This is a genomic window from Sphingomonas echinoides (genome assembly GCF_029623395.1).
Lineage (GTDB): Bacteria > Pseudomonadota > Alphaproteobacteria > Sphingomonadales > Sphingomonadaceae > Sphingomonas > Sphingomonas echinoides_A.
Map to the genome: position 1 here is coordinate 384,655 of NZ_JAPYKK010000001.1, position 16,079 is coordinate 400,733.

The window sequence follows — 16,079 nt, forward strand, 5'->3', positions numbered from 1 at the left end:
GGTCGAGTCGGCAGGATACGTCATTGGACGTATCGCACGGCGCGTGGACCGACGGTCAGCCGCCGCGCACGGCGATGCAGGTCCGATCATCGTCGAGCTGCAGCACCAGATCGGCATAATCGGGCATCGTTTCGAGGATATGCCGCGTCAATCGCTCGTAATGACGGACGAACGCCCGAACCTCGTCGTCGGACATCACCCCCGCGCCGTGCGCACCGGAGCGGCGCAGCGCCTTCTCCTGCTCTAGCCGCCACGCCAGCACCTGTGTCCAGCGCGGCGCCCGCAGCAGCGCGAGCAAATCGATCCGCGCGAACAGCCGCTGATACGCGCCGGCGAGCGCGGCATTGGCGTAGCGCCGCCAGACGCCGGACGGATCCCGCTCGCGCTCCAGCGCATTGACGGGTTCGGCCAGCGCAGCCGCATCCTGGGGCCGCGCACCGACACACCAGCCCTCGAAGATCACCAGTCGCGTGGGTACGGGCGCCGCGACCCACCGCGCGGGATCGACGCGGTCGTCGGTCGCCTTGTCGAACCGGGGCAAGGGCGGCGCTTCCCCGGCGTCGAGCCGCGCGAAGGTCGCCAGCCCGAGCGCAACGTCGTGCGTCCCCGGAACCCCGCGCGTGGCGAACAGCGGGTGGACATCCCGCGCAAGCTGCGCCCGTTCCCGTCGCGTGCGATACAGATCGTCGAGCGACAGCACGACCGTATGCGGGAACCGCGCGGCGAGCGCCGCCGCGACGGTCGATTTGCCGCTCCCCTGCGCCCCGCACAGGCCGAGCACCAGCGGCATCCGGCGGGGCTGCTCCAGCGCGCGCTCGATCGCGGTCGCGAGAATGTCCTCAGGCGACACGATCAGGCAATGCGCGACCCGCGAAGAACGCGTCGAGATTGTCGACCGCCTGCATCCCCATCGCTTCGCGCGCGCCGCGCGTCGCGCTGCCGAGATGCGGCAGGAGAACCGTCCGCGGGCTCGCCAGAAGCGCAGGACTCACCGCCGGCTCATTCTCATACACGTCGAGACCCGCCGCCGCGATCCGCCCCTCCGCCAGCGCCGCCACCAGCGCCGCCTCGTCGATCACCGATCCGCGCGCGGTGTTGATGATGATCGCGGTCGGCTTCGCCTTGGCCAGCAGGGCGGCATCGAGGAAATAATGCGTCGCCGCACCACCGGGGATGTGCAGCGACACGACATCCGCCTCCGCCACCAGTGCTTCGGCGGATGCGGCGCGGGTCGCGCCCAGCATCGCCTCGACGTCGGGCGCGACCGGGCTACGCGAGAAATAGCGAATGTGCATTCCCAGACCCCGCGCGCGCGCCGCAGTACGCCGGGCGATTCGACCAAAGCCGATCAGCCCGAGCGTACTTCCCTCGAGCGACTCGCCCACCAGATGAGTCGGACGCCAGCCGGTCCATTCCCCCGCACGCAATTCGCGCTCACCCTCGCCCGCGCGACGGGCGGCCATCAACATCAGCAGGATCGCGAGTTCCGCGGTCGCTTCGGTCAGCGCCCCGGGGGTGTTGCTGACCGCGATCCCGGCCGCCGCGGCCGCGGCGACGTCGATATGCTCCACGCCAGCGCCGTAATTGGCGATCACCCGGACGCGCCGCTCCGGGGTCGCCAGCAGATCGGCATCGATCCGGTCGGTGATCGTCGGCACGATCGCATCGAACGAGCGCATCGCATCGCGCAAGTCTGCGCTGGTCAGCGCGACGTCCCCGGGATTGAAGACCGCGTCATAGGTCTCGGCAAGGCGCTGTTCGACGACTTGCGGCAAGCGCCGGGTCACGCGGATGCGGGGGCGATCGGTCACCTCAGATCAGCGTCGTCAGCAGGTAGAAGAGCGCGCCGACCGCCGCCGACGCCGGGATGGTGATGATCCACGCGACCAGCACGTTCTGCGCGACGCCCCAGCGCACCGCCGACGCACGGCGGGCGACGCCCGCGCCGATGATGCAGCCGGTGATCGTGTGCGTCGTCGACACCGGAATCCCGAGCAGCGACGCGGCAAACACCATTACCGATCCACCGAGCGACGCGCTGAACCCTTGGTGCTGCGACAGCTTGGTGATCCGCGATCCCATCGTCTCGATGATCTTCCACCCGCCCGTCAGCGTGCCGAGCCCCATCGCGACGTAACAGCTGATCGCGACCCAATGCGGCACTTCGAAATCGCCGTGGAGATAGCCGGTCGAGAACAGCAAGACGGTGATGATTCCCATCGTCTTCTGCGCATCGTTGAGGCCGTGGCTAAGCGAATAGGCGCCCGACGAAATCAGATGCAGCGCGCGGAACGAACGTTCCGCGACGCGGTTGCTCGCGCGCCGGAACAGCCAGCTCGAGATCAGCATGATCAGCATCGACAGGATCATGCCGAGCACCGGCGACAGCACGATCGCGATCAGCGTCTTGTTCAATCCGCTCCACTGCACCCCGGTGATGCCGGCATGCGCGACTCCCGATCCGATCATCCCGCCGACCAGCGCGTGGCTCGACGAGGAGGGAATACCCTTCAACCACGTCACGACGTTCCAGAACATCGCGCCGACCAGCGCGCCGAACACCACCGCCGGGGTCACCAGTTCCTGGGCAATCAGCCCCTTTCCGATCGTCGAGGCGACCGCGTGCAGGCTGGGGAAGGTGATCGTCAGGAAATAGGCGGCGAAATTGAAGAATCCGGCGAACAGCACGGCGTGGACCGGCTTGAGCAGCCGGGTCGAAACGACCGTGGCGATCGAATTGGCCGCGTCATGCAATCCATTGAGGAAATCGAACGCAAGCGCGACCGCGATGAGGCCGACGAGCAGCGGAAAGGCGAGACTGTACATCTGTCGGTCGTTCAGGCGTGATCGATGACGATGCCATCGATTTCGTTGGCAACGTCCTCGAACGCGTCGACGATGCGTTCGAGATGCTTGTACACCTCCCGCGAAACGATGAACCCGCGCGTATCGGTCGCGCCCATTTCCTTGAACGCCCGCTTGACGCCGTTGGTGTGGATCTCGTCGGCGTGGCTCTCCATGCGCACCATGCGTTCGGTCAGCTCGTGCAACCGCGCGCCATTGCGCCCGACGTCGCGCAGCAACGGCATCGCCTCCGCGGTCAACCGCGCGGCATCGACGATGATCGCCGCCATGTCCTTCATTTCCTGGGTGAAGCTGGTCACCTCGTACAGATCGATCGCCTGCACCGCGGCCTGCATCTCATCGATCGAATCGTCCATCGCGCCGATCAGGCTGGTGATCGCGCCGCGATCGAAGGGCGTGAGGAAGGTGCGGCGCACCGTCAGCAGCATCTCGCGATTGATATTGTCGGCATCCTGCTCGCGTTCGATCACCTCGCGGATATGGTCCGCGGCGGCGCCGGATTCGCCCTGCAGCAAGCGAGACACCGCATCGGCCCCCGCTCCGATCGCGACGGCATGGGCCTCGAACAGCTCGAAGAAATTGCCCGTACGGGGAAGCAGACGCTGGAACCAGGCGAACATCGGACTGACTTTCGATTTCTGGGCTACGGTTGCCAGCACACCATTGCGTTGCGCGGCGGTTTTGAATTCGGACGGACCGAAGGAACGGATGAGGTCGCTCAGGTCGCTTTCGTCGACGGCATTGGCGGCATCGGGCAGCGAAAACCAGCGCCGTTCGCGCTGCGACTGCTCCTTCCACGAATCGAGCTCGCGCGTGACGGCCAGCGGGAAGACGTCCACGTCGAGCATCAGCGACGCGCCGTTCCCCTTCCGCTTGCGATAGCGATACGACCCCAGCGGAGTCGGGCAGACGAGACCGCTGACGCCCGCCTCTTCGTGGGCCTCCACCGCGGCCGCCGCATGCGCCAGCATCCCGGTCATCGGATTGCCCTTGGGGATCACCCAGCGCTTGGTTTCCCGCGACGTGACGAGCAGTACGCGCACCGGCGAATCGATCTTCGTCCCGTCGGTGCGATACGGCAGAGCAGCAATTTGACGAATAACAAGGCTCCCTTTGCGCAGGGACCGTATCGAAGCGCGCCCGCGCAGCCAATGCTTTTGCACAAATCGCGCGGCCATCCGCCGCCACACACAGGCCTGCGAGGGTCATGCCCGTTCGGGCGCAGCCTTACGCGACCACGGCGGGCGGGGCGTCCTTGTCGGGGTCGCGGCCATGCCGCCGGTCGAGCAGCCGCATGATCGGCGTCACCGTCAGCCCATGCAGCACGATCGAGAACAGCACGACCAACCCCATCAGCCCCCACAGGCGCTCAGCCTGCGCGACCTCGATATGGTTGAGCCCATACGCCAGATAATAGATCGATCCGACCCCGCGGATCCCGAAGAACGCGAGCGTCAGCTTTTCCGAGCGATCCGCCTGGTGCCCCGTCAAGCCGATCAACCCGGTGATCGGGCGGATGACCAGCAGGATCACCAGCGCGATCAGCACGTCCACCAGCGACACCGACGCCAGCAGCCCACTCACCAGCGCGCCGCCGAACAGCAGCAGCAACACCATCATCGCCAGCCGTTCGATCTGTTCGGTCACGTCGTGCATGTCGTGGTGGAAGTCGTGCGTCCGGTGCGTGCCGCGGAACGTCAACGCGGTGACGAACACCGCGAGAAAACCGTAGCAGTGGAGGAGCTCGGTAAAACCATAAGAGATGCAGGTCGCCGCCAGCGCGATCAGCCCGTCGCCGGTCTGGGCAAGCTTGGTCTGCGCCGGGACATGGAACGTCAGCCACCCGAAGGCACGGCCGATCGCCCACCCCACGCCGATCCCCGCGCCGATCTCCCACACCACCCGGTACGTCAGCCACTCCCCCACCCACGGCCGGCTCGCCCCGGCCGCGGCGAGCATGATCGCGAGATGGACGAACGGAAACGCGAAACCATCGTTGAGGCCAGCCTCGGACGTGAGCCCGAACCGCACCTCGTCCTCATCCTCGCTCTTGGGCGGCCCGACTTGAATATCGGATGCCAGGACGGGATCGGTCGGCGCAAGGCTGGCCGCGAGCAGCAGCGCGATCGCCCAGGGCAGTCCCATTCCCCACGCCGTCACCACCGCAATCGCCAGGATGCCGAGCGGCATCGTGATCGCCAGCAGGCGCCAGGTGACGGTCCAGTCCTTCCAGCGGAACACCCGGTCGATCTTCAACCCCGCCCCCATCAGCGCGATGATGACGACGAATTCGGTAAAGCGCTCAGTCACCTCCGGGTAAAGCAGCGGCAGCGGCTTGAGCGTCACTTCCGGCAACGAGAACAGCGCCGCCCCCAGCGCGATGCACACGATCGGCAGCGACAGCGGCAGTTTGCGCAGCGCCAGCGGCAACCACACGACGAGCGCGGTCAGCAAGCCGAAGCCGGTGAGCATGAGAATGTACGGATCGGGTGACCCGAGAGCGGCAATCATGACGGGTCTTTCCGTTGCAAACACGCCGTCGCGGCAGCACGGTGCATGCCAGGACAGTGGGGCGATATCGGGACGACACGCGACGGGACCAAGCATCCCGCGCCGCATATGCAAGAGGGAAACGCCCCAGAAGCGATTTGGACCCTTCGGGATCTCCGGCCATGCTCGCCCCGGATCGCATGGCGTGAAGGGATCGATCCGCTTCGCCCGCCGAAACCGTCATGGCGGATCGTCCCGGTCGGGACCTTTCTGGCGAGGCAGGCGTATCGCTTGTTCGTCAGGATGGCACAGAAAGAGACCAGCGGATGATTGCAGCGGACGTGTTCACCACCCTCGACATCGAACTCAAACCGGATCCTTCCCGTACCGTCATCCGTCCGTTCAGCTTCGAATATCCCTCCGCGTTCAACCAGACGCCGACGCGCCTCCAAGAAGTCGCGGCGCGGGTCATGGCGTTGGAGCCAGAAGCGCGCGACCGCATGTTGCGACTGCTCAACGATGCGATGGCAACGCGGCACCGTAACGTCGAAAACGTCTTCCTGCGGCGGTTTGAAGAGGTCAAAGGCGACCTCGGCGACCTGGACGTTCCGGAAAAGCGCGATCAACTGCTGTTGGGTGCCTATTTCAGCCAGGAGTATGCGTTCGAATCCGCAGCGTTGTTCAACCCGAGCATCGTCACCCTGCCCGACCAGGATCCGAACGACGACAGCATCCGCTTCATCATTTCGCTGCGCGGCGTGGGCGAGGGCCATATTTCTTCCGTCACGTTCCGGACCGGGACGTGGGACGGCGGCACCGATCTCGTCGTCGATCCCCCGAGCGAGCAAGGCGTTCCGCCGCGGATCGACAGCGACAACGACGGCTGGGTGCGGATGCGCGCGGAGGACAGCGAGGACATTTCCGAAACCGTGATCTTCCCGATTCTGCCGAGCCAGCGGAAAGGCGTCGAGGATCTGCGCCTCGTACGGTTTACCGATCACGACGGCGTGGAAAGCGTGATCGGGACGTACACCGCGTTCGACGGCAACACCGCGCGCGCCGAGCTGCTGCGCGGCATCGATCAGCGGACGTTCGAAATGCGGGCGCTGACCGGCGAAATGGCCGGATACAAGGGCATGGCGCTGTTTCCGCGACGGGTCGATGGACGCTTCGCGATGATCGGGCGACAGGACAACGTCAATCTGTGGCTGCTCTATTCCGATGATCTCCTGAACTGGGATGAAGGCAGCCCGATCATGGGTCCCAAATACCCGTGGGAGTTCGTCCAGATCGGCAATTGCGGCTCGCCGATCGAAATCGATGAAGGCTGGCTGCTGTTCACGCATGGCGTGGGCATGGTGCGCGGCTATTGTGTTGGCGCGTGCCTGCTGGACAAGGACGACCCGTCGAAAGTCCTTGCCCGCACCCCGTCCCCGCTCCTGTTCCCCTCCGGCGAGCAACGCGGCGGCTATGTACCGAACGTGACGTACAGTTGCGGCGCACTGCTGCATCGACGGCGGATCCTGTTGCCCTATGCAATCGGCGATGAATATAGCGCCTTCGCCACCGGCAGTGTCGACGACCTGCTCGGCGTGATGGTGTAGACCGTCACTGACCAATAAGGCCGTCTGACGCGCACCTTGCGAACGGCGGGTAGTGTCGCCCTCCTCGCCAACGCGCCGCCCCGCGCGTTGGCGAGGATTCGCTTTGATAGTGCGACGTCGCACCCGTCGGACTGGCTACGCTCTCTACGGCGTCCGGCGTCGCTCCTCGCACGCTGACCCGACTTCAAGCCGCTGATCCTCGATCGACCTGTCGAGAGCATCGCGATTCGCGCGTCATAGACCCCATACGGTCATGCGCTGCCGCCGGCAATAACCGGATACTCCACCCGCTGATCTTCGTAATAATCTTATTACGACGTTTAGTTTATCACGCGTCGAACATTAGAGTTTTCGAGCAAAATAGTACGAGCCTAATGCAACTAGGCTTTGATATTATAATACTTTTTCCCATAAAAATACGACCTTCTGTGCTCTCCTTAGTTCTCTTAATGCCGTTCAAGTCATTTGGTTGTTCTTCGACTCATTAACTGTGTTCCAAAATGGAATGTTATCGACTATAGACTCGCCTTTAGATCGAGTCCGGAAGCGTGTTGAGCTCCTTATACCGATCTTCTGTACCCTATTATTGCGTGCGATTTGGATGGAACAGCATTTTCCTGTCTAGGGCCGATGCTTGGTCGGGGGAAGCATGCGCGTCACGGGCTATCTACTTCAGTCGTTGTTTTTCGTGGCGACGACTCCGCTCTGTGCGATGAGTGCGGATGCTTCAGCGAGATCGAGCGAGCGCTATGAATTCCGCAGCGAAGATCTCGAAACGACTCTTCACATAGGCAATCCAACGCCATCGTGGAAAACGACGGCGAATACCAGTGCTCGACTGACGATCAATACGCCGCCCCGTGGCGGTCTACTATCGTCTGATGGTTGCGATGCACAGGAATACTCTTCCAATGCTTCGATCGCTCGAGATTTGGTTTGCACTACGGAAAGCGGCCTGCCCCACCTTGCCGAACCGTCCCGGCGGATGGCCGGAATCCGGCCCGTTTCGGCGTTCATCGACATGGGCGACAGCATGAGCAACCGCATCATGTACAAATATCACAAAAGCCAGGTCCACGAATTCGAGATCTTGAGCTTGCTCAAACTGTATCCCGGTATCCTCGAAGCGCTGCGGGTAAAATTCGGGAACCCTGCCGGAGACCGGAACACCAGCATCATGAACATCTACCGGCCGGACTAAGCTGTTCTTGTAGTGCAGGCACCGACGCCGTGTTCATGCGTCGGAATCCGCCGTGCGCCCGCCCTGCCCCCTCGGCACAACGCCAAAACGCCTGCGCGAACGGTCCGAAGTTCCCGACAGATGACGGAATCGTCCACGTGCCTTTTGAAGACCGGCACGACCAGCCGGCTCGCCCTCCCGACAGGAAGGCAGAGGGCGTCCGGGATGCAGACCGATGTTGGGCAGTAATCGCGCAGCACGGATACGGCGCGCCTCACGCGCTGGGTTTCGCGTAGCGCTTCCAAGGGAGGATCGCGAGCGATCCGCCGGGCACGCGCCGCTGCCGCTGCCGTGCGCAACCCGCGACAAAAAAACGGGCGGCTGAGGAGCAGCCGCCCGCGCGCGCAGAGAAAAGGGCGCTGCCCCCGCCCGTTCGTCAGGCTGGGGCAGCAGAACTATTATTTGGCGTAGACCTTGCGCGCGAATGCGGCGATCGCGTCGGCCATTGCCTTGGGCTGTTCGGGCGCCATCGCATGGCCGGCGTTGGGAATGACCTGCACCGTCACCCGGTCGCCGAGCATGCTCTTCAACACGCCCGAGAACCGCCGTGGGGCGACCGTGTCCTTTTCCGCCTGCAGGTCGAGGATCGGCGCGGTGCCGGCGGCGAAATAGTCGTCCACCGGCGTGTTGTTGCGCGCATACCCCTGCGCGTCGTGGGTTTCCTTATGCCAGCCGCCCAACCAGACGCGGGGATCGTTGCCGGGCGCGAAGAACGCCTTGCGGAGATACTCGAGCCGCTTGGCCTCGGGGAGCTCGGTATGGCTCGGGCCGTCGATCGCCTCGCGCATTTCGGCGTTGATCGGCTTCTCGCCCGACCCTGGCGGCACCTTCCCGGCGGAGGCCGCGACGAGCACGACGCCCCGCACCAGATCGGGGCGATCGGTCGCGAGCTGACGCGCGGGGAAATTGCCCCAGGCGTGGCCGACCACCACGACCGGCCCGGCCTTCTCATGCTCGACCACCGCCGCGACGTCCTTGGCGAAATCGTGGACGGTCAGCTTCTCCATCGGCCCCCTGCTGCGCGCGATCCCGCGCGGCTCCGGGCGAAGGACGCGGAAGCCCGATTGCTGGAGCCGCGCCGCAACCTTGTCATAGTCACGACCGGACCGACCGAGCGACGGCAGCATGACGATGACCGGTCCCTTGCCCTGCGTGGTGACGTCGATCTGGACGTTGTCGTGCCGGACGAGTTCGTGACCGAGACGCTGCGCGACCGCCGGCTGCGCGGCGACCATCGCCACCACGGCGATCGGTGCGAAATGACGGGTGAAGCTCTTCATGATCGTTCTCCTGGGATTCATGGGAATTGCGGCGAGACTGGAGGCGTTCGGGCCGGCGCTTCGTCAGCAGCGGCCTGGAGGCGGCGCGCGTGCGGATGGTGCGAAACGGTCGCGCTGCGGCCAACGGCAACGCAGCCGGCAACAGCCCTCTGCGAAGGAAGCGGAAAACCGACCGACATCAGGCGTACAACCGCGTCGGATTGTCGACCAACACTGCCTGTGCCCGCGCATCCGTCGCGCAGACGTCAAGAATGAATGCGAGAAGCGCCGCGTCGTCGGGCACCGGTCCCTTGATGTTCGGGTGCGGCCAGTCGGTTCCCCAGATCGCGCGATCCGGCGCCGCCTCCAGCAGCATCCGGGTATAGGCGGTCGCGTGCGGCGATGGCTCGGCAGCGCCCTGCATCGCACGATCCACGCCGGAAAGCTTGATCCACCGACTGGGGTGCTGGAGGTGTGCAACCAGGACGGCAAGCTGGGTCGGGTCCACCGGCGCGGTCAGATCGGGCCGGGCCATGTGATCGATCACCAGCGGCGTCGCCAGCGTGGTCCATTGCTCGAGCACGGGGATCAGCACCGGCAGTTCGCCATGCACGAGCACGTGCCACCCGAGCGCGTGCACACGCTCCGCCGTCCGACGCAGCGCCGCGGGATCGCGACTGCCGGGCAAATGGCCCATCAGGTTGAAGCGGATGCCCCGGATGCCACCATCGTGCAGATGCTGGAGCTGCGCGTCGGTCGTTGCCGCATCGATCACGCCGATCCCGCGATACCGGCCACCGCTCGCGGCGATCGCCTCGAGGATCGCCGCATGATCCGTGCCATAAGGCGCCGCCTGGACGAGCACGCCCTGCGCGATGCCAAGACGCTCATGCAGCGCCTGCAACGCGGTGAAAGGCGCCGCGTCCGGCGTGTACGCCGCCGTGGCGGGCAGCGGGAACCGGTCGAACGGACCATAGATGTGGGTGTGACAATCCCACGCTCCGTGCGGCATCTTGGTCGAAGTCATCGATAGTCCTTGTTCGGTCGTCGCATCGACACAGCCAGCCAGAAGCCCCCCCGCCAGACCGACGGCGGCACCACCCAGAAGGTCGCGGCGGCTCGGGTGGTCCGACGTCATCGGGCGTGACGCCCGGTTCCGCGCGGTGCGGTCCCCGGCTTCGCGCTTGCCACTGCGGGAATGGCGTGCGGGCTCATGCCGTCACCGTCGCTTCGGGATGGGCGGCGGCGGGCGTCTCGATCGGCTTTGCGGGGCCGCGCAGGAGACTCCGCCCTGGTGCGTGGCCGGTTTCCGCTTCGAACGCTGCCGGGTTGAAACCGCCCTCCCACCGCGCGATCACGAACACCGCGAGCGTGTTGCCGACGATGTTGGTCAGCGCGGTCGCGGTCGCCATGATCCGGTCGATCCCGAACAACAGTCCCAGACCGCCGAGCGGCAGCGTGCGCACCGATTGCAGCGTCGCGGCAAGCTTGATGAACGCGCCCCCCGCCACCGTCGTGCCGCCCTTGGAGGTCAGCGCCAGGATCGCGAGCAACCCGATCTGCTGCCACAGGCTGAACGGGGTGTCGGTCGCCTGCGCGATGAAGCCGATCGCGACCGCCATGTAGATCGACGTGCCGTCGAGATTGAAACTATACCCCGCCGGCAGGACGAACCCGACCACGACATCGTCGCACCCGCTCTTCTTGAGCTTCTCCAGCAATCGCGGGAAGGCGACTTCCCCCGATGCGGTGCCGAAGACGAGCAGGATCTCGTCGCGGATCAGGCTGAGCATCGGGAGGAACGGCAGGCCGATCACCCAGGCGATCGCCCAAAGGAAGATGAACACGAACAGCGCGGAGGCGAGATAATAGACGCCGATCAGCTTCAGCAGGTACAGCAGCGTCTCGCCGCCATTGCTGCCGACCGCCGCCGCCATCGCGCCGAACGCGCCGAGCGGGGCGAGCTTCATCAGGAAGCTCAGCATCTTGAACAGGATGGTCTGCGCTTCCTCGATCCCGCGCACCGTCAGCGAATCGGGGCCGCACACGCGGTTGATCGCGATGCCGGCCAGCAGCGAGATGAGCAGCACCTGCAGGATATCGCCGGTCGCAAACGCGCCGACGAGCGTATTGGGAATGATGTGGAGGAAGAAATCGACGGGCGCGATCTTGCCCGCGTTGACGGCGGCGGCGGGCTCGACCAGGTCGGTCGCGTGCAAGCCGACGCCGGGCTGGAGCAGATTGACCGCGACCAGACCGAACACCATCGCGACGGTGCTGACGACCTCGAAATAGACCAGCGACTTGATCCCCATCCGCCCCAGCGCGCGCATGTCGGAGACGTGGGTCAGACCGTGGACGAGCGTCAGGAAGATGATCGGCGCGAGCATCATCTTGAGCAGCGCGATGAACGCTTGTCCGATCGGCTTCATGGCGGTGCCCCAGGCTGGCGCGACCAGACCGAGGATCACGGCCAGGACGAGTGCGATCAGCACCTGGACGTGGAGTTTCTTCAGATGCTTCAAGACGCGCCTCTCCAGGGTTCCGGGCTGTATGCCCGCCGATTGCCCATTGTCCGACACCGCTGACGATGTTGATGCAATGCTATGCGGTCTGTTGCCGCTTCTTGCCGGAACCCTTGGTACGGCGAAGTTCGAGCTAGAGCTAAAACCGATTTTATATGGCAGCTTATGCCGTTCCGGCATATTGAGGCGAGCCGACCTGTTCAGACGGTCGTGGACCCCCTGGCCTTGGCACGCGGTTCGGTCGCCCCGTCATGGCCTGTTCACCTCGATGCCGCGATGGTGATCCTTCACCGGAGACCATCATGCCGATCCTCGCCCTGCTCCTGCTCCTGCTCGCGGCGCCAGCGCTGTCGCTCCCGCCGTGTCGTACGGGTCAGCTGCGCCTGACGCTCGACGGCCACGATGGCGACTTCAACGGCATGTCGCACGCGGGAACCGAACTTTCGATCCGCAACACCGGTCCGGCGTGCGCGCTGGACGCCTTGCCCGCGGTGCGGTTCCGCGACGCGCGGAATCGCGCCCTCTCCGCCGCGCGCACGGCACCCCGCGGGATGCACCCCGGTCCGGTGCTGGTGCCGGTCCGCCTCGCCACGGGGCATCGCGCGACATCGCAGATCCGCTGGATTTCGGGCCCGGTCTTCCCGCGCAACCGAACCCTGCGCGCGCGCAAGATCACGGTCGGCATCGGCACGGCGACTCTGCCGACACCGCTCCGCGCATCGCTGTACGGCCCCGCCGGGCAACCCGCCCCGTTCGAGCAAACCCCTTTCCACGCGATCGAAAGCGGGTCCGAACGGTGACCGCCATCCCCAACACCCTCGAACTCGCCGGACGGGCGATCGTCGACATTCCAAGCTTCTATGCCGAGATCAATCGCGTCTTTATGGCGGACGAAACCTGGGCGCTGGCGGAGAGTCTCGATGCGTTGAACGACCTGCTGTACGGCGGCTATGGCGCGATCGACGGGCGCGCGCCTGTCGAACTCGTCTGGCGGGAGATGGAGGCGAGCCGAGCCGCCCTCGGCATCGAGACGACGCGGGCTTGGTTACTGGAGAAGCTGCAAAGCCCCACCACGTTTAATACCGATGTCATCCGCAAACAGCTGGACGCGCTCGAACGCGGCGACGGACAGACCTATTTCGACATCATTCTCGAGATCATCGGGGATCATCGCAACATCATGCTCGTACCCGCGTGACGCACAGCGCGTCACGGGGCATGCGCTCACACTTCGAAAAGGGACGACGAATGCGATTGCTGACAATGATGACGGGCGCAACGCTGGCCTTGGCCGGGTGCGCCGCGCCCCAGCGCGAAGCCGCGCCGCACCCCATCGGATTGTCTCCCGCGCAGATCCGCAGCGTCACCTATGCCACGACGCCATGCCACGGATTCTGCCCGGTCTATAGCGTCACGATCGGCGCCGATGGCGCGGGCGTGTTCACCGGCACGCGCAACACCGCGGTGACCGGCGAACGCCGCTTCACCGCGACCGCCCGGCAGGTCACCGACTTCTTCGCACGGTTGCACCCCTATCTGCCCGTCGGCGAACGCCTGCTGACCGGACCGGAAACCTGCAAGACCTATGCGTCCGATCTGCCCTCGGCCGATGTCACCTGGACCGGCGCGGGCGGCAGCGGTCACCTGGTCTACGATTACGGCTGCGATCGCGGCGGGAACCAGGCGCTGGCCGAAGCCTTGCGCGGCGCACCCCAGGCGCTCCCGATCGCCGACCTGATCGGCAAGCGCTGAGCGTCCCGCCCCGCAAAGGCCGGGGAACGTCGCTGATCCGTCACGCCGCGTCGCGGGATTGCTCGGACAGGCGTTCCAGCAACCGGTCGAGCGGCAGCGGGCGACTGATAAAATATCCCTGGATCAGGTCGCATCCACAGCGTTCGAGGAAGTCGAGGCAGGCCTGGTCCTCGACGCCCTCCGCGACGACCTTGAGGCCGAGATCGTGCGCCAAGGCGATCGTGGACCGCACCAGCACCCCGTCCGCATGGTTGCTATGGGCGTGCTGGACGAAGCTCCGGTCGATCTTCAGTTCGGTAAGCGGGAGCTGCCGCAGATAGGTCAGCGTCGATTGGCCGGTGCCATAATCGTCCATCGACAAGGCCACGCCAAGATCGCGATAGCGTTCGAGCGCCGCGATCGCGCTGGTCGGATCGGACATGGCGGCGGATTCGGTGACTTCGAAGACCAGCGCGGTCGCCGGGACATCCGTCTCGTGCAGGATCCGCTCGACCGCCGCGTTGAATGCCGCATCCGACAGCAGGTTTGCGGAGATGTTGACGGCGGCCGTGATGGGACCATGCTGCCGGCGCCAGGCGGAGACATCGCGTAACACCGTTCGCAGCACGTGCAGCGTGAGCGGTGCGATGCGGTTGGTCTTTTCGGCCAGCGGAATGAACAGGTCGGGTCCGATGAACCCGCGCTGCGGATGCCGCCAGCGGACCAGCGCCTCGGTACTGGTGATCCGCCCCGCCCGCACATCGTATTTCGGCTGGTAGAACACCTCGATCCCGCCGTCCGCGAGTCCGACGTCCAGCTCGCCCATCAGCGAGATCGTGCGCTCGAGATCGCCATCGTCGGCCAGGCTGCGCCGCCAGAAACGCCCGCCCTGCAGCGCGTCCTCCGCGGCCAGCGCCGCGTCGGCCAGCAAGCGTTCGATCGTGGCCGCGGCCCCCACCGCCACGCCCAGCACGGCCGCGACATCGACCTTGCGGCCGACCACTTCGACCGCTTGCAACACCACGGCGCGCAGCCCGTCGAGCGTGTCCTCGACGGGCTCGTCCTGCGGCAACAGGAACGCAAGCTGCCGGTCCGCCGAACGGTAAACGCGGTGGCCCGATGCAACGAGCGCGAGGCGATCGGCGACTCGCACCACGACATCGGCCGATGCCCGCGAACCGAGGATTGCGACGAGACTGTCGTAATTGACCAGCTGTAGGACCACGAGCGTGCACATCGCGTCGCCGCGATGCTCCGCAACCAGCGACAGGCCGTTGGGCAGGCCCGTCGTTTCGTCGATCATCCGCTGGGCGCGGAACCGCCCGGCCACGTCGCGGCCAGCGCAGGCCAGGCCCGCAACCGCGATCATGCTCAGCGCGGCGGCCAGCGGATAGGTAACGAGCACAACGTGCTGCGCGAACAGCACGACCCCCGTAACGACGATCCCTGCCCCCAGAACCGCGACCAACAGGCCGGTGCCCCGCGTGCGCACGATGCCGAGCAGCGTCAGCAGCGCGAGCAGGAACGGCATCGCGCCGCTGCCGTAGCGCGGAATTCCGCGCAACAGCGTTTCGGCGGCCATCGCCTGAACCACCACCCCGGGGATGACGCCCCACGACGGCGTCGCATAGCGATCGCCCATCTCCACCGCGGTCGCGCCGATCAGGACCGACCGACCGCGCACCCGCGCCAGATCGGCCTCGCCGTCGCGCACGTCGATGAAGCTGAGCCGGGGAATGGTCGCCGGGTCGATCGACATGTCGATCGGGAAGCCGACGTCCACGACCCCCGAGCGTTGCGCGATATAGGACGATAACGAAGGGCGCGGTACGCCGTCCGTCATCGTGCCGAACGGCATCGACCGGACCTGTCCGTCCGGATCAGGCTGGATGCTGACCGACGCAAGCGCAGCCTGCGATCGGAACATTGCAAGTGGCAGCGCGTCGATCGTCCGCTGATCGGTGGCATCGGCGCTTTGCCCGAACGTCGGCAAGGCGACCATGCCATCGGCCCGCGCCAGCGCTGCGGCAAAGGCAGTGTCGCCCTTGGCGTCGGACGCCGATGAGAAATCGACGTCGAACACGATTGCCGCGGCACCGGCACGGCGCAGAGCGTCGACCACCGCGGCGTAATGCGCGCGGGACCATGGCCAGCGCTTGATCGTGGCGGCACTCTGGGCATCCATCTCGACGACCACGACCTTGCCGCTCGCAGCGCGCGGAACGATCCCGAACCGGGCAACCGACAGCGTGCGGTCGAGCACCGCGCCGAGCGGGAGGATCGCCAGCAGCACGCCCACCACGATCGCCGTCCCCAGAATCAGCCAGCTGGACGGTCGCCGGTCGAAGATCGCGGTGAGCATCGA

The 16,079-nt window shown here is 65.7% G+C and carries 14 protein-coding genes; 5 read left to right on the top strand and 9 right to left on the bottom strand.

What is annotated here, in order from left to right; genetic code table 11:
• Positions 1 to 55: 55 nt before the first annotated feature.
• The 5 genes from QBJ92_RS01635 to QBJ92_RS01655 all read right to left on the bottom strand — a co-directional run bounded on the left by QBJ92_RS01635 (position 56) and on the right by QBJ92_RS01655 (position 5,376).
• Positions 56 to 850 carry an AAA family ATPase gene (locus QBJ92_RS01635; RefSeq protein ID WP_277967918.1) on the bottom strand — a complete coding sequence of 265 codons (795 nt, stop codon included), beginning with the start codon at positions 848 to 850 and terminating at the stop codon, positions 56 to 58.
• Positions 840 to 1,811, bottom strand: a complete 972-nt coding sequence (locus QBJ92_RS01640) for a 2-hydroxyacid dehydrogenase (protein ID WP_277967919.1) — start codon at positions 1,809 to 1,811, stop codon at positions 840 to 842. Before QBJ92_RS01640 ends, QBJ92_RS01635 begins: the two co-directional genes overlap by 11 nt.
• A gap of 1 nt (position 1,812) precedes the next feature.
• Positions 1,813 to 2,826, bottom strand: coding sequence for an inorganic phosphate transporter (locus QBJ92_RS01645; protein ID WP_277967920.1), 1,014 nt, complete (start codon positions 2,824 to 2,826; stop codon positions 1,813 to 1,815).
• An 11-nt stretch (positions 2,827 to 2,837) separates the two neighbouring features.
• Positions 2,838 to 3,965, bottom strand: a complete 1,128-nt coding sequence (locus QBJ92_RS01650) for a DUF47 family protein (protein ID WP_431358353.1) — start codon at positions 3,963 to 3,965, stop codon at positions 2,838 to 2,840.
• A 127-nt stretch (positions 3,966 to 4,092) separates the two neighbouring features.
• On the bottom strand, positions 4,093 to 5,376 hold the full coding sequence (locus QBJ92_RS01655; protein ID WP_277967922.1) for a cation:proton antiporter: 1,284 nt from the start codon (positions 5,374 to 5,376) through the stop codon (positions 4,093 to 4,095).
• A 305-nt stretch (positions 5,377 to 5,681) separates the two neighbouring features.
• On the opposite strand from QBJ92_RS01655, the gene QBJ92_RS01660 reads away from it, so the two are divergent.
• Positions 5,682 to 6,959 carry a glycoside hydrolase family 130 protein gene (locus QBJ92_RS01660; RefSeq protein ID WP_277967923.1) on the top strand — a complete coding sequence of 426 codons (1,278 nt, stop codon included), beginning with the start codon at positions 5,682 to 5,684 and terminating at the stop codon, positions 6,957 to 6,959.
• A gap of 649 nt (positions 6,960 to 7,608) precedes the next feature.
• Complete coding sequence (locus tag QBJ92_RS01665; protein WP_277967924.1) at positions 7,609 to 8,160, top strand: hypothetical protein; 552 nt, start codon at positions 7,609 to 7,611, stop codon at positions 8,158 to 8,160.
• A 437-nt stretch (positions 8,161 to 8,597) separates the two neighbouring features.
• Here the strand turns inward: QBJ92_RS01665 and QBJ92_RS01670 are convergent, their stop codons facing one another.
• The 3 genes from QBJ92_RS01670 to QBJ92_RS01680 form a co-directional block, all read right to left on the bottom strand.
• A complete protein-coding gene (locus tag QBJ92_RS01670) occupies positions 8,598 to 9,479 on the bottom strand; it encodes an alpha/beta fold hydrolase (RefSeq protein WP_277967925.1) in 882 nt (293 codons plus the stop codon).
• Positions 9,480 to 9,657: 178 nt separating this feature from the next.
• Complete coding sequence (locus QBJ92_RS01675; RefSeq protein ID WP_277967926.1) at positions 9,658 to 10,596, bottom strand: amidohydrolase family protein; 939 nt, start codon at positions 10,594 to 10,596, stop codon at positions 9,658 to 9,660.
• A 73-nt stretch (positions 10,597 to 10,669) separates the two neighbouring features.
• A complete protein-coding gene (locus tag QBJ92_RS01680) occupies positions 10,670 to 11,983 on the bottom strand; it encodes a cation:dicarboxylate symporter family transporter (RefSeq protein WP_277967927.1) in 1,314 nt (437 codons plus the stop codon).
• A gap of 302 nt (positions 11,984 to 12,285) precedes the next feature.
• Here QBJ92_RS01680 and QBJ92_RS01685 point away from each other — a divergent pair, with 302 nt between their 5' ends.
• Genes QBJ92_RS01685 through QBJ92_RS01695 form a run of 3 tightly spaced genes read left to right on the top strand, consistent with a single transcriptional unit; the run spans position 12,286 to position 13,735 of the window.
• Complete coding sequence (locus QBJ92_RS01685) at positions 12,286 to 12,783, top strand: DUF4232 domain-containing protein (RefSeq protein WP_277967928.1); 498 nt, start codon at positions 12,286 to 12,288, stop codon at positions 12,781 to 12,783.
• Entirely contained in the window at positions 12,780 to 13,181 is a 402-nt protein-coding gene (locus QBJ92_RS01690) for a ribonuclease inhibitor (RefSeq protein WP_277967929.1), read from the top strand. Before QBJ92_RS01685 ends, QBJ92_RS01690 begins: the two co-directional genes overlap by 4 nt.
• 50 nt (positions 13,182 to 13,231) lie before the next feature.
• A complete protein-coding gene (locus QBJ92_RS01695; RefSeq protein ID WP_277967930.1) occupies positions 13,232 to 13,735 on the top strand; it encodes a DUF6438 domain-containing protein in 504 nt (167 codons plus the stop codon).
• A 40-nt stretch (positions 13,736 to 13,775) separates the two neighbouring features.
• On the opposite strand, the gene QBJ92_RS01700 is transcribed toward QBJ92_RS01695, so the two are convergent.
• On the bottom strand, positions 13,776 to 16,076 hold the full coding sequence (locus tag QBJ92_RS01700; RefSeq protein WP_277967931.1) for an EAL domain-containing protein: 2,301 nt from the start codon (positions 16,074 to 16,076) through the stop codon (positions 13,776 to 13,778).
• Between the last annotated feature and the right edge of the window lie 3 nt (positions 16,077 to 16,079).

Bases quoted from the DNA above. Each gene is read 5' to 3' on its own strand.
- QBJ92_RS01685 (WP_277967928.1), top strand. From the start codon at position 12,286: ATGCCGATCCTCGCCCTGCTCCTGCTCCTGCTCGCGGCGCCAGCGCTG.
- QBJ92_RS01655 (WP_277967922.1), bottom strand. From the start codon at position 5,376: ATGATTGCCGCTCTCGGGTCACCCGATCCGTACATTCTCATGCTCACC.
- QBJ92_RS01675 (WP_277967926.1), bottom strand. From the start codon at position 10,596: ATGACGTCGGACCACCCGAGCCGCCGCGACCTTCTGGGTGGTGCCGCC.
- QBJ92_RS01670 (WP_277967925.1), bottom strand. From the start codon at position 9,479: ATGAAGAGCTTCACCCGTCATTTCGCACCGATCGCCGTGGTGGCGATG.
- QBJ92_RS01660 (WP_277967923.1), top strand. From the start codon at position 5,682: ATGATTGCAGCGGACGTGTTCACCACCCTCGACATCGAACTCAAACCG.
- QBJ92_RS01695 (WP_277967930.1), top strand. From the start codon at position 13,232: ATGCGATTGCTGACAATGATGACGGGCGCAACGCTGGCCTTGGCCGGG.
- QBJ92_RS01645 (WP_277967920.1), bottom strand. From the start codon at position 2,826: ATGTACAGTCTCGCCTTTCCGCTGCTCGTCGGCCTCATCGCGGTCGCG.
- QBJ92_RS01700 (WP_277967931.1), bottom strand. From the start codon at position 16,076: ATGCTCACCGCGATCTTCGACCGGCGACCGTCCAGCTGGCTGATTCTG.
- QBJ92_RS01665 (WP_277967924.1), top strand. From the start codon at position 7,609: ATGCGCGTCACGGGCTATCTACTTCAGTCGTTGTTTTTCGTGGCGACG.